Annotated in this window: 12 protein-coding genes; 8 read left to right on the top strand and 4 right to left on the bottom strand. The window is 71.3% G+C overall.

Annotation, left to right across the window (positions count from 1 at the left end; translation table 11 throughout):
• The first annotated feature begins 128 nt into the window (after positions 1 to 128).
• Positions 129 to 914, top strand: a complete 786-nt coding sequence (locus ACFW9O_RS35290; RefSeq protein WP_384615128.1) for an SGNH/GDSL hydrolase family protein — start codon at positions 129 to 131, stop codon at positions 912 to 914.
• 85 nt (positions 915 to 999) lie between these two features.
• On the opposite strand, the gene ACFW9O_RS35285 is transcribed toward ACFW9O_RS35290, so the two are convergent.
• The gene (locus tag ACFW9O_RS35285) at positions 1,000 to 2,106 is read right to left on the bottom strand and encodes a Ku protein (protein ID WP_384615126.1); all 1,107 of its coding nucleotides are present in this window, start codon (positions 2,104 to 2,106) and stop codon (positions 1,000 to 1,002) included.
• A gap of 59 nt (positions 2,107 to 2,165) precedes the next feature.
• On the opposite strand from ACFW9O_RS35285, the gene ligD reads away from it, so the two are divergent.
• From ligD to ACFW9O_RS35255, 6 genes are all read left to right on the top strand, one after another.
• Positions 2,166 to 3,059 (top strand): non-homologous end-joining DNA ligase, encoded by an 894-nt coding sequence (gene ligD / locus ACFW9O_RS35280; protein ID WP_384615125.1) that lies wholly within the window; start codon positions 2,166 to 2,168, stop codon positions 3,057 to 3,059.
• Positions 3,060 to 3,242: 183 nt separating this feature from the next.
• On the top strand, positions 3,243 to 5,363 hold the full coding sequence (locus ACFW9O_RS35275; protein ID WP_384615123.1) for a PBS lyase: 2,121 nt from the start codon (positions 3,243 to 3,245) through the stop codon (positions 5,361 to 5,363).
• A complete protein-coding gene (locus tag ACFW9O_RS35270; protein WP_351174952.1) occupies positions 5,360 to 5,677 on the top strand; it encodes a zinc-ribbon domain-containing protein in 318 nt (105 codons plus the stop codon). Before ACFW9O_RS35275 ends, ACFW9O_RS35270 begins: the two co-directional genes overlap by 4 nt.
• A 62-nt stretch (positions 5,678 to 5,739) precedes the next feature.
• Positions 5,740 to 7,119 (top strand): FtsW/RodA/SpoVE family cell cycle protein, encoded by a 1,380-nt coding sequence (locus ACFW9O_RS35265; RefSeq protein WP_351174950.1) that lies wholly within the window; start codon positions 5,740 to 5,742, stop codon positions 7,117 to 7,119.
• A complete protein-coding gene (locus tag ACFW9O_RS35260) occupies positions 7,116 to 8,579 on the top strand; it encodes a peptidoglycan D,D-transpeptidase FtsI family protein (protein WP_384615121.1) in 1,464 nt (487 codons plus the stop codon). Before ACFW9O_RS35265 ends, ACFW9O_RS35260 begins: the two co-directional genes overlap by 4 nt.
• 3 nt (positions 8,580 to 8,582) lie before the next feature.
• The gene (locus ACFW9O_RS35255) at positions 8,583 to 9,656 is read left to right on the top strand and encodes an amidase family protein (RefSeq protein ID WP_384615119.1); all 1,074 of its coding nucleotides are present in this window, start codon (positions 8,583 to 8,585) and stop codon (positions 9,654 to 9,656) included.
• Here the strand turns inward: ACFW9O_RS35255 and ACFW9O_RS35250 are convergent.
• Positions 9,649 to 10,509, bottom strand: coding sequence for a hypothetical protein (locus ACFW9O_RS35250; RefSeq protein WP_384615117.1), 861 nt, complete (start codon positions 10,507 to 10,509; stop codon positions 9,649 to 9,651). The two genes, ACFW9O_RS35255 and ACFW9O_RS35250, sit on opposite strands and share 8 nt — an antisense overlap.
• 77 nt (positions 10,510 to 10,586) lie before the next feature.
• A complete protein-coding gene (locus ACFW9O_RS35245; protein WP_384615115.1) occupies positions 10,587 to 11,477 on the bottom strand; it encodes an ADP-ribosylglycohydrolase family protein in 891 nt (296 codons plus the stop codon).
• 124 nt (positions 11,478 to 11,601) lie between these two features.
• Between ACFW9O_RS35245 and ACFW9O_RS35240 the strand changes: the two genes are divergently transcribed.
• On the top strand, positions 11,602 to 11,916 hold the full coding sequence (locus ACFW9O_RS35240) for an SCO0607 family lipoprotein (protein ID WP_384615114.1): 315 nt from the start codon (positions 11,602 to 11,604) through the stop codon (positions 11,914 to 11,916).
• Positions 11,917 to 12,001: 85 nt separating this feature from the next.
• Here ACFW9O_RS35240 and ACFW9O_RS35235 read toward each other — a convergent pair whose 3' ends face one another.
• A complete protein-coding gene (locus tag ACFW9O_RS35235; RefSeq protein ID WP_384615113.1) occupies positions 12,002 to 13,111 on the bottom strand; it encodes a ferritin-like domain-containing protein in 1,110 nt (369 codons plus the stop codon).
• Positions 13,112 to 13,205 lie beyond the last annotated feature (94 nt).

The following is a 13,205-nucleotide window of genomic DNA, read 5'->3' as shown; positions in this document are numbered from 1 at the left end:
CACTTTACTGCCCGGACATCCGCGGTGCCTGTCGGACGCGGTAGGCGATTTCACCGATGTTCCGGAGGAGCGGGCGGCGCGATGGTGTGCAACGGAACCCGCCCCCACCCGCTCCCCGGAGGAATCCCATGCGCATCCCCCGCGTGCTCACCGCAACCGTGCTGGCCCTCGGGCTGGCGGGCATCCCGGTGCCCGTGTCCGCGGCCACGCCCACCACGGCGGCGGCCGGGCAGTACGTGGCCCTCGGTGACTCGTACGCCTCCGGTACCGGTGCGGGCGACTACTCGGACACGGCCTGCACCCGGAGCAGGAACGCCTATCCGCAGCTCTGGGCGGACGCCTACGCCCCGGCCTCCTTCACCTTCGCCGCCTGCGGCGGGGCGAAGATCCCCGATGTCCTCGCCGACCAGGTGCGGCACCTGGGCCCGGGGACGACCCTGGTCAGTCTCAGCATCGGCGGCAACGACTCCGGCTTCGCGTCGACGATGCTCAGCTGCAGGTACTCCACCCTCTCGGCCTGCGAGCGGGCCCTGGACACGGCGGCGGAGTACGTACGCGGCGAACTTCCGGGCGAGCTCGACCAGTTGTACGCGACGGTGCGCGACCGTGCACCCGGCGCCCATGTCGTCGTCGTGGGCTACCCCCACCTCTACAAGGAGGGCGGGCTCTGCCTCGGCGGTCTCGGTTCGGCCAAGCGCACGGCGGTGAACGAGGGTTCCGACCTTCTGAACGCGACGATCGCGGGCCGCGCCGCCGCGGCCGGTTTCGCCTTCGCCGACGGCCGCCCCGCGTTCGCGGGCCACGAGATCTGCACGAGCGACCCATGGATCAGCGACTCGAACGTGCACCCCACGGCGGAGGGGCACGAGAAGGCCTACCTGCCGGCCCTCGAAGCCGCTGTCCCGGCCGGCTGACGGGCCGGCCCGGCGGTCCTCCGTTCCACCGGTGGAGGACCGCACCGCGCGGCTCCGGCGGTGCGCCGCCGGTCCGCGAGAACCCTCAGGCCGTGGAGCGGGACCGGCTCGACGCGGCCCGCTTCCCGGCCGCCTTCCCCGTGGCCTTCGGCGTCGTCTTCTTCGCCGCGGTCTTCTTCGCCGACGTCTTCTTCGCGGCCGTCTTCTTTGCCGTTGCCTTCTTCGGCGTTGTCTTCTTCGCTGCGGTCTTCTTCGCCGTCGTCTTCGTCGCCGTGGCCTTCTTCGCCGCAGTCTTCCCCGCAGCGGTCTTCCTGGCCGCGCCGCTCCCGCCTGTGGCGGCCTTCGCGCCCGTCTTCTTCCGGCCCTTGATGGGGTGGACGTCCGCCACGTCGCCCGCGTCCTCGTCCCCGTCCTTGCCGTGGGACTCCTTCGCCGCCCGCACACTGCTCTCCAGCGCCGCCATGAGGTCGATGACCTGGCCACCGCCGCCCTCGTCCTCCACCGTCTCCACGGTCTCCCCGGCGGCCTTCGCCGCGACGAGCTCCTCCACCGCCTCGCGGTAGTCGTCGTGGAGCGTGTCCAGGTCGGCTTCGCCGAGGGTGTTCATCAGGGTGTCCGCCAGGTCGAGTTCGGCATCACGGATCTTGATGCCGGGGTCCGGAGCGATGCCCTCGGGGGTGCGGATCTCGTCCGGCCAGAGCAGGCCGTGCATCGCGATCACGTCGTCGACCACGCGCAGCATGCCGAGCCGTTCGCGGCCGCGCAGCGCGAACTTCGCGACGGCGACCTTCTCGCTCCGCTTCAGGGCCTCGCGCAGCAGCGCGTACGGCTTGGCCGCGGGCCCCCCGTTGGCGGAGAGGTAGTACGCCGAGTCGAGCTGGAGCGGGTCGATCGCGGAGGCGGGTACGAAGCCCTCGATCTCGATCGTCTTGGCGGTGGGCAGCGGGAGTGAGGCGAGATCCTCGTCGGTCACGGGGATCACGGTGCCGTCGGCGTCCTCGTACGCCTTGCCGGTCTCGGCGCCGGTCACCTCCTGCTCGTCCAGTTCGCAGACCTTGTGGTACCGGATCCGGCCACCGTCGGCGAGGTGGATCTGCCGGAAGGAGATCGAATGGTTCTCCGTGGCGTTCATCAGCTTGACGGGGATGCTCACCAGCCCGAAGGAGATGGCGCCGTTCCAGATGGACCTCACCGTTCACCCCTAACGCCCACTGAGCCCGCATTGTTACGATTTCATGTGATTCTTATCGTATGACGCCGATCACGGAGGTGGAGGGGCGGCGCCTGGCGCTCAGCAATCTCGACAAGGTGCTGTACCCGGCCACCGGCACCACCAAGGGTGAGGTGCTGCACTACTACGCGGCCACGGCGGCGGACGTCCTCCTCGCCCATGTGCGCGACCGGCCGCTGTCCTTCCTCAGGTATCCGGACGGCCCGGCGGGACTGCGCTTCTTCACCAAGAATCCGCCCCCGGGTACACCCGACTGGGTAGGCACGGCCCCGGTGCCCCGCCACGACGATCCGGACGCCCGGCAGATCCTCGTACAGGACCTGCCCTCGCTGATGTGGGCCGCGAATCTGGTGGTGGAGTTCCATACGCACCAGTGGTGCCGGGACACGCCCGCGGTCGCCGACCGGATGGTGTTCGACCTGGATCCGGGGGCGCCCGCGAGCATCGTCGAATGCTGCACGGTCGCGCTCTGGCTGCGGGAGCGGTTGGCGGCCGACGGGCTGTCCGCGTACGGGAAGACCTCGGGATCCAAGGGGCTGCATCTGCTCGTCCCCCTGGAGCCCACGCCCAGCGAGGAAGTGACGGCCTACGCGAAGACGCTGGCCGTCGAGGCCCAGGGCGAACTGCCCGAACTGGCCGTGCACCGGATGACCCGTGCGCTGCGCCCGGGAAAGGTCTTCGTCGATTTCAGCCAGAACGCCGCGGCCAAGACGACCGCGGCGCCCTACACGCTGCGCGCGAAGGACAGCCCGGCCGTCTCCGCACCCGTCACCTGGGACGAGATCGAGGCGTGCGGGACCCCCTCCGAGCTGGTCTTCCTCGCCGGGGACATGGCCGCACGGCTGGACCGGCACGGGGATCTGCTCGCCCCGCTGACCGATCCCGGCCAGGCGCGTCCGCTCCCCGGGGGCTGAGGCGGACGACAGACGGACAGGCGGGGCACAGCCCTTCCACAGCTGCCGCGCCACCTGGCGAGGAAAGGCCACAAGTGGAGGGTGGATTGTCCTGGCAGTGGTGCACACTCTGCGCAGAGATGCTTCCTGAACACGGTGTCCGCCGGATTCGGGATGCAGAGCATGACACGGGGAGGGAATGGCGTGTTCGCGGGGATCGACGAGGTCGACTGGGCCTCGATGGAGCATGCCTACGGGCCGGCCGACGATGTGCCGGGGCTCCTGCAAGGACTCGCGTCCGCCGATCCGGCGGAGCGCGAGAGCGCGCTCGACGGGATGTACGGCGCGGTTCACCACCAGGGCGATGTGTACGCGTGCACGCTCGCCTGCATTCCGTTTCTCCTCGAACTGGTCGCGGATCCCGGCATTCAGGACCGGGGCAGCGTCGTGGAGCTCCTCACCAGCATCGGCGGCATCGATCTGGACGAGGACGACGAGGACGATCTGGACGAGGACGAGATGGAGGGGGCGGCGAACTACGCGATGGCGGCAGCCGCCGTCACCGCAGGAGCGGGAGTGTTCTTCGAGCTGATCGCCGACGAGGACCCGGGCGTGCGGCTCGCGGCCCCGCTCGCACTCGCCACCCTGCACAGCCATCCCGTCAAGGTGCTGGCGCTGCTGCGGGAACGGCTGCCGGTGGAGGCCGACGACGAGGTGCGGCTCGCCCTCGTCGAGGCTGCGGGGCGGGTCGCGCTGCGCCACCGCCCGCTGGCCGGGCAGGCCGCGGACTGGCTGAGCAGGCTCGCCGCCGAGGCGTACGCGCCGGGGCTGCGGCTCGCCGCCCTCGCGCAACTGGCCCGGTGCGCTCCAGACGCGCTGCCCGGCGATGTCGTACAAGTGGTGTCCGGACTGCTGCGGGAACTGCGCTCGCGGCCCGGACGGCCGGATCCGCACCCCGTGGAGGCCGCGGGCGGTGACACCGCGTCGCTGGAGCGCACCTCGGCGCCGACGCTCCTGGGGCAGCTGCGGGCCCTGTCGGCGGAGGAGTCGGCGGGCCGCAGCGCCCCCTGGGCCGCCGACCTGCTGCGGACGCTGCACGTCGGCCTGGACGACCGCGTCGAGGACCGCACCGCGTTGCTGACCGACCAGCTGTGCAGCCCCGATCCGTGGCAGCGGATCGATGCCGTACGGATGAGCAGCGGGCTGATCAGGGCCTGGCGCGGTTCGTACGAGGGACTGGTCCGGCTCGTCGGCGTTCAGCTGGCCGATCCGGAGCCGCGGCTGGCCGAGGCGGCCTCGCACGTGCTGGAGGAGCTGTTCTGTCTGGCCGGACCGGCCGCCGACGCCCTGGCGGAGCGGGTGGCCGGGGATCCCGGTGGCTGGGTCAAGGAGTGGGCCAGCGGGCCGCCCGGACTGGGTTCCGCGGTGAAGGCGCTGGCCAGGCTGGGCGACGCCCGGGTGCTGCCCGCACTGGCGGCGGCCCTGGAGCGGTCGGAGGTGCCGCACGACGTGGGGTTCGCCATCGGGTACCTCGGTGACACCGCGGCCCCGCTCGCCGGGGTGCTCAGGCGCAGGCTGGGCGAGGTCGGCCTGGACGAGGGCGCGTACGACCGGGCGAGTCCGCTGCTCGGCGGGCTGACGGCGCTGCGGGCGGGCGAGGCCGCGCCGGAGGTGCTGCGGGTGCTGCGGGGGGCACCCGAGTACCGGGGCGAGTGGCTGCGCACGGCGGCGCTGCGGGCGCTGAGCTCGTTCGGTCCGGCGGCGCGGTGTGCCGTACCGGAGCTGCGGATGCTGATCAGGCGCCCGGGCACCGCGGCGGCGACGGAGGCGGCCGAGGCCCTCTGGGCGGTCGACGGGGATGCCGGTGCGGTGCTTCCGGTGCTGATCGAGGGTCTCGGGGCGGACCAGGTGCACGACTGCCGGGCTGCGGCGAGCGCTCTGGGCGGGCTGGGCGGGCTCGCGGCGGTGGCCGCACCCCGGCTGCGCGCCCTGCTGACGCACGACGAGCTGTGGCTCCGGGTCGACGCCGCGATCGCCCTGTGGGAGGTCACGGGGCGGACAGGCGAGTCGGTGCCGGTACTCCTGGCAGCATGGGAGAAGAACCGTCACGTCAGGGTCCGGGTGGCTGAATGCCTGGCCCGGATGGGTGTGGCGGGGGCGGGGCCGGACGCGGCACAGGTGCTGCGTGCCGAACTCCTCTCCGTACGCCGCCACAACGCGATGGACGGCGGATACGGCAGTCACGACACTTATGAGGACGAGAAACTGCTGGCGCTGTGCCGGCGGGCCCTTCTGGGGAACACGGGAGAAGGAACCACACCATGATCATTTTCGGCACGCGGGGCTACATCTACCAGCTGGCCATCCTCACGATGGTGTGCGGCTGGTGCGGCAATCCCGCCGCGCACACGCTGCGCAAGCGGGTCACGAAGTTCACGCTGTTCTTCGTGCCGCTGTTCCCGTTCTCGACGAAGTACGCGACGCAGTGCACCTTCTGCGGTGGCGAGCGCCAGATACCGAAGGAGCAGGCCGACCAGCTGCTCGCGCAGCACAGCGCGGGGCAGGACGGCCTGCAGCAGGGCGCCGCGCAGCAGCAGCCGGGCTACACGCCTCCCGGCCGGAACCCGTACCAGAGCTAAGGACGAGTGCCACGAAGCCGACATAAGGGAAATAGCACCCGCGTCTTGCTACGTTGCGGGGCATGACCGCAACGACGGCGGACGCGCGCCCTCCCGAGCTACGCCTGCCCAAGCGGCGCGGGGTCGAGCTCTCGCTCCTGATCGGGGCCGTGCTCATCTCCGTCTACGGCTACGCGGCCGTCGGCCTCGCCAGGAACAACGCCGTACCCCCGGACGTCGCCGGGTACGGCGCCGGTCTCGGCCTCCTCGCCCTCCTCGCCCACCTCGCGGTCCGCTTCCGTGCCCCGTACGCCGATCCGCTCCTGCTGCCCATCGCCGTCCTCCTCAACGGGCTGGGCCTGGTACTGATCTACCGGCTCGATCTGGAGACCCCGAGGGACCAGGCGGCGACCACACAGCTGGTCTGGTCCACCCTCGGGGTCGCGTTCTTCATCGCCGTCGTCGTCCTGCTGCGCGATCACCGGGTGCTCCAGCGTTACGCGTACCTCTCGGTCGCCGCCGCACTGGTGCTGATGATCGTGCCGATCTTCTTCCCCGCGGTGAACGGGGCCAAGATCTGGATCAGGGTCGGCGGACTGTCCTTCCAGCCGGGCGAGTTCGCCAAGATCCTGCTCGCCGTCTTCTTCGCCGCGTACCTCGCGGCGAACCACAACGCGCTCGCCTACACCGGCCGCAAGATCTGGAAGCTCCAGTTCCCCACCGGCCGGGTGCTGGGCCCCATCGTGGCGATCTGGCTGATCAGCGTCGGTGTCCTCGTCCTCGAACGCGATCTGGGCACGTCGCTGCTCTTCTTCGGCCTCTTCGTGATCCTCCTGTACGTGGCCACCGGCCGGACCGGCTGGATCGCCGTCGGGCTGCTGCTCGCCGCCGCGGGCGCCTTCGTCGTCGGCTCGTTCGAACCCCATGTGCACAGCCGGGTGGAGGACTGGCTGGACCCGTTCGCGACGATCAACGCCGGGCAGGGGCCGAGCCAGCTCGCCCAGTCCCTCTTCGCGTTCGCCGCGGGCGGCATGCTCGGTACCGGCCTCGGACTCGGCCACTCCATCCTCATCGGCTTCGCCGCCAAGTCCGACTTCATCCTCGCGACCGCGGGCGAGGAGCTCGGTCTGGCCGGACTCACCGCGATCTTCCTGCTGTACGCGCTGCTGGTGGCCCGCGGCTACCGGGCGGGCCTCGCCCTGCGCGACCTGTTCGGCCGGCTGCTGGCGATCGGACTCGCCTCGATCATGGCGCTCCAGGTCTTCGTGATCGCGGGCGGGGTGATGGGGCTGATCCCGCTGACCGGCATGGCCATGCCGTTCCTGGCCCAGGGCGGTTCCTCCGTCGTCACCAACTGGATCATCATCGCGCTGCTGATCCGGGTCAGCGACGTGTCCCGCACCCCGGACCCGCGCCGCGCGGAGACCGGTGTCGTCGCCCAGGTCACGGAGGACGAGCGGTGATCCGCTACATCCGGCGGGCCGCCGCCTTCTGTCTGCTGCTGCTCGTGGCGCTCCTGGCGAACGCCGCCCGCATCCAGCTCTTCGAGGCCGACGAACTGGACAGCAACCCCGCCAACCGCCGCACCACGATCGACCGCTACGACCAGCCGCGCGGCAACATCCTGGTCGGCGACGAGCCCGTCACCGGTTCCAAGAACACCGGCGAGCAGCTCGCGTACGAGCGCACCTACCGGCACGGCCCGCTGTACGCGCCCGTGACCGGCTACGCCTCGCAGACGTACGGCACCACACTCCTGGAGAACGCCGAGGACGACATCCTGTCCGGCTCGGCCTCGATCCTGGCGCCGCTCCCCCTCTGGGGCGACATCACGCGCAGCCGGCAGCCCGGCGGCGACGTCGTCACCACCATCAAGGCCTCGATGCAGCGCGCCGCGTACGAGGGCCTCGACGGCCGCCGCGGCGCGGTCGCCGCCCTCGATCCGGCCACCGGCCGGATCCTGGCGCTGGTCTCCTCCCCGTCGTACGACCCCGAGGTGCTCTCCGGTACGGGATCCTCCGTCACGGACGCATGGGCGCGGCTCAACCGGTCCGCGAGCCAGCCGATGCTCAACAGGGCCATCCGGCAGACCTATCCGCCGGGCTCGGCCTTCAAGATCGTGACGGCCGCGGCTGCGCTGGACGACCGTGTGGTGACCGATCCGGACGCGGCGACGGACACACCGTCGCCGTACGTCCTGCCCGGCACCTCGACCACGCTGCCCAACGAGGCGCGCGGCTGCGCGAAGGCCTCGCTGGCGGAGGCGATCCGGGTCTCCTGCAACACGGTGATGGCGCACCTGGGGGTGGAGGTGGGGCTGGACGGGATGCTGGAGGCGGTAGGGAGGTTCGGCTTCAACGACAACGACCTGAAGATCCCTTCCAGGGTGGCCCGCAGCAACTTCGACTCGGACATGACCGACGACCAGCTCGCCCTGTCCTCGATCGGGCAGTTCGACACCACGGCGACGCCGCTGCAGATGGCGATGGTCGCGTCGGCGGTGGCGAACGGCGGCGACCTCAGGCGCCCCCACCTGGTGGACCGCACGACGGACGCCGACGGCGCCACGGTCCGCCGGCAGGACTCGAGTTCGTACCGGCAGGCGATGAGCCCGGCAACGGCCATGCAGCTGCAGCGGATGATGGTCGACGTCGTGGAGAGCGGTACGGGGACGAACGCGGCAATCGACGGAGTGACGGTCGGCGGCAAGACCGGCACGGCCCAGCACGGCATCGACAACTCCGGTACGCCGTACGCCTGGTTCATCTCCTGGGCGCAGGCACCGGACTCGGGCCGTCCGGCCGTCGCCGTGGCCGTCGTCGTCGAGGACGCCTCGGCGGACCGTGCGGACATCAGCGGCGGCGGCAACGCTGCCCCCATCGCCCGGGCGGTGATGGAGGCGGCGCTCGAGGACGGAGACTGACGCATGAGTTCAGCAGTGGCGGCGGCGCTGGCCCGGATCGACGCACTGGACCCGGAGCTGTGCGCGTTCACCGAGGTGTGGCACGAGGACGCCCTGGCCCGGGAGCTGACCGCCCGGGACCTTCCGCTCGCCGGACTGCCGTTCGCGGTGAAGGGCCGCGCGGGCATCCGCTCGTACGCGGCCCGCCGCCTGACCGCCGCGGGCGCCGTCCCGGTGGGTGCGACCTCGGTCCCCGGCCCGGGCACGCGCTGGCAGACGTGGGGGCAGGGCGCGCACGGCCGTACGGTGAACCCCTGGCGCCCCGACCGCACCCCTGGCGGTTCGTCGGCGGGCTCGGCCGTGGCGGTCGCGGCGGGCATGGTGGACCTGGCCACGGGCAGTGACGGGGCGGGGTCGGTACGGATCCCGGCGGCGTGGTGCGGGGTGTTCGGCCTGAAGACGACCACGGGGCTGCTGCCCTCCCCGGACCGCACGGGCCTCGCCTCCCCCGGTGTGCTCGCCAGCTCGGCGGCACGGGCCGGGACGTATCTGCGGCACGTACTGGACGGGTGCGCGCCACGACCACCGCGGCTCCCGGTCCGCGCCGCCTACAGCCCGGACCTGGGCTTCGCGTCCGTGGACCCGGACGTCGCGGAGGTGACGCGAACCGCGGTGGAGCGGCTGGCCGCGGCCGGAGTCGTCCGCCTCGTCAGGGACCCCGTCACGCTGCTCGACCCCGCGGAGGCGTGGACGGCGGTACGCGGGGGATCACCGACCCCGGCCACCCGGGCGCTCCGCGCCGCCAACGCCCGCGCGCTCGACGCCTTCTTCGCCCGCACGCCCTTGCTGCTCACTCCGGTGACGCCCAACGCGCCGCACGGTCACGACGGCCCCGGTGACGTCTACTCCACGGCCCTCACCTGGGCGTTCAACCTCAGCGGCCATCCGGCGGCGAGCATGCCGGCCGGATTCACCCCGGACGGCTGCCCGGTCGGCCTCCAGCTGGTGACCGACCGGGGGACGGACGCGGAGCTGCTGGGCATGGCATGCGCGGCGGAGCGCGCCCTGCCGCCGTCGCGACCGCGCCGGTTCAGCTGATCGGCTTGCGGATCTCGGAACGGACCTTCGCGGTGTCCTCGGCGATCCTCACCAGGTCGAGCGACTCCGGGGCCTCGTTGAGCTCGGCCGGCCGGATCACGGCGACCATGGCGGCGGTGTTGTCGTCGCCCCACGCGCACATCGGCATGTTGGTGGTCAGGCCGATCTCCTTGGACTGCACGACCTGGCACTCCACCGTGACGTCGTACCCCTCGGGCGTGAACTCCTTCGGAGGCACGACCACCTTCGCGTTGTCCGCCTCGGCGGCCCCCTCCATGATCTTGCTCCGCATGAGCGCGGGGCTGGCGAGCCGCCCGTACATGCCGGAGAGCACGAGCATGCCGTTCTCGTCGGAGCCGTACTGCGCGACGACGGCCTCGCCGTCCCGGATGCTCGGGTCGGGGGTGTCCTCGATCTCCTTGCCCTCGGTGTCCGACATGTCCTTGTTGAGGGTGAACTCCCCCTCCAGGACCGTCTTCTCCACGACGAGCTTGTGCGTGGCCTCGGGAAACACGGCGTCCGCGCCCTTGCCGACCAGCTCGTAGACACCGAAGACGATGGCGAGGACACCGACGAGCGACCCGGCGACGATGCCGACGATCAGCCCGGTCCGCTTCCTGCGCGGTGGCTGCGGCTGCCAGCCGTACGCCCCCGGCTGCGTCACGGGCTGCGGCTGCCCCCACGACCCGGGTGCGCCCTGCGGCTGCGGGTATCCGTAGCCCGGCTGCTGGGGCGGGTAGCCGTAACCCGGCTGCTGAGGAAACGCGGGCCCCGGGGGCTGCTGCCCGTACGGATTCCGCTGAGGCTGAGGCGGCCCGTACGGGCCTTGGGGCGGCTGGGGCGGCATGGTCATGCGCTCACGTTACGTCACCGGAGTGAACACACATTCGATGCATGGGCTATCGATACGAGGTCGGAAGATGCACCCCGTCAGCCCAGTGGCTCCCGCCGCTGACGCCACTCCGCCGGCACCCCGTCCACCCCGGTCACCGCTCCGACCACACCCCCCGTGATCGCACAGGTGGTGTCCACGTCACCGAAGCCCTCAGCCGTCGCCCACAGTGCCGCCTCCAGGTCACCCGGGTGACGGGCGGCGGTCCACAGCGCGAAGGGCACCGTGTCGTCGGCCCGGATGCGCTGCCCGTTGCCCAGGAGATCGGCCGCCTTCCACGGCTCCGTGGTGAACGGCACCTCCACGGCCCGCCGCAGCCCCTCCCGCACGAGCCCTCCGGGCGTGCGCTCGGCGACCGCGGCCAGCGTGAACTCCCCGCGCACCGCCAGGGCCGCGGCCACCGCGACCGCCACCGCGCCAGCCACGCCTTCCGGATGGGCATGGGTGACCTCCGCCGACAGCACGGCCTGTTCGGCGACACGGCCGAGGTCCTCGTGGAAGCGGGCCCCAAGAGGCGCGACCCGCATCGCGGCACCGTTGCCGAGGCTGCCGCCCTCGAACAGCCCGGGCGCCAGGGTGCGCCAGTCGGCAGGTGATGTCAGCAGTTCGGGCAGCAACATGTGCATGCCGTGCCCGTACCCACGGGCCTGGTCCGCGTCGAAGGCCAGCGCGTAATACAGGGCGAGCCGGTCCTGATCGACCTGCCCGCACTCCTCCAGAAGCCGATGCAGAGCGCGTGCCAGCGCCGTGTCGTCGGTCCAGTGCCAGACGGGCTCATGCGGGGTACGGCGCGCCCGGACCTCGTTGTACGCCTGCCGGGGCGGACGGAAGAGGGGGAACCACCGCTCCCCGAACGCGTCACCGAGGGCGAGCGCTTCGAGGCTGCGGCGGGCCGCTGCGGAATCACCTTTGCCGGGAACGGAGTTCATGCCCTCCATCCTCGGCCCGTGCGCCCGGTACGTATACCGGATATGAGTACGCATGCTCACGCTCCACATCCCCGGCCACGGCAGGCTGGACCCCCGTCAGCCACACACGAGAGGGAGCCCGACCATGCGCACGGCCAACCGACTCCGCACCCCGTCACGCACCGCCCTCGGGTTCATTCTGGGCGGCGTCACGGTCGCCCTGCTCACCAGCGCCTGCTCCATGCAGCAGGCCACGTGCGGGGGCGGCGAATACCCGGTTCTGGCCGTGGGAAGCGCCGGAAGCGCGTGCGTGCCCGACGACGAGGAGCCGCCCAAGGGCTACGCCCGCTACCCGGAGGGCAAAGTTCCCAAGCACGAGGGCGACACGTGGGACACCTACTGGAACACCCGGACGCTCGACGACAAGGGCAGGACGATCGAGCTCCCCGACGAGAACTGAGGGGCTCTCGTTCGGATCATGCCTGGCTCGGCCGGGCCCGATCCGGACGAGAGACGCTGGAGACCGTGCGGCGGACGGTCCCGGCTCAGCCGCCCGCACCGCCCTCCGCTATCGCGTCCGCGACCTCCGCCACCCGCGCCTGCTCCTCCACCGCGAAGCGGTCCCGGTCCAGTTGCTCGGCTATCTCCTCGTCCTGGGCCATCAGCAGGTCGAGGCTGGAGTCCCCGAGCTCGAAGACGCCCATGTCGACGTACGCCTTCTGCAGGCGCTCGCCCCACAGGCCGATGTCCTTGACGCAGGGGACGATCCGGCTGAACAGCAGCTTGCGGAAGAGCTGCAGGTACTCCGAGTGCTCGGAGAGCTCCTTGGCCTCCTGCTTGCCGATGCCGAAGTTCTCCAGCACCTCGACCCCGCTGAGCCGGTCGCGCATCAGGTAGCAGCCCTCGATGACGAAGTCCTCGCGCTCGCGCATTTCCGCGTCGCTGAGCTGCTTGTAGTAGTCGCGCAGTGCCATCCGCCCGAAGGCGACGTGCCGGGCCTCGTCCTGCATGACGTAGGCGAGGATCTGCTTCGGCAGCGGCTTGGTCGTCGTGTCGCGGATCATGCCGAACGCGGCGAGCGCGAGGCCCTCGATGAGGACCTGCATGCCGAGGTAGGGCATGTCCCAGCGGGAGTCGCGCAGGGTGTCGCCGAGCAGGCCCTGGAGGTTGTCGTTGATCGGGTAGAGCATCCCGATCTTCTCGTGCAGGAAGCGGCCGTAGATCTCCGCGTGCCTGGCCTCGTCCATCGTCTGGGTCGCGGAGTAGAACTTCGCGTCCAGGTCGGGGACCGACTCGACGATCCGCGCCGCGCAGACCATCGCGCCCTGCTCTCCGTGCAGGAACTGGCTGAACTGCCAGGAGGTGTAGTGCTTGCGCAGCTCACCCCGGTCCCGCTCGGTCATCTTCGCCCAGTGCGGGGTGCCGTAGAGCGTGAGGGCCTCGTCCGGGGTGCCCAGCGGGTCGGTGGGGTCGACCTCCAGGCTCCAGTCGATGCGCTTGTTGCCGTCCCACTGCTTGTCCTTGCCCTTCTGGTACAGGGCGAGCAGGCGTTCGCGGCCGTCGTCGTAGTCCCAGCTGAACCGGGCCGCGCCCGTGGCGGGAACCTGCCACGACGGGGCTTGGGGGGCGTTGATGTAGAGGTCGTGTGTCGACACGGACAGCTCCTTCGCCTGGCGAGGATCGTACGTTCCGTGGTGCTGACTGCAGTTGGCAGGTTCACACGTTGGTAGACGCCGGGTCAACAAGTCG

This window comes from Streptomyces sp. NPDC059499 (genome assembly GCF_042749285.1).
GTDB lineage: Bacteria > Actinomycetota > Actinomycetes > Streptomycetales > Streptomycetaceae > Streptomyces.
Note: the sequence above shows the minus strand (reverse complement) of the source record. Positions and strands in the feature narration are given on the sequence as shown.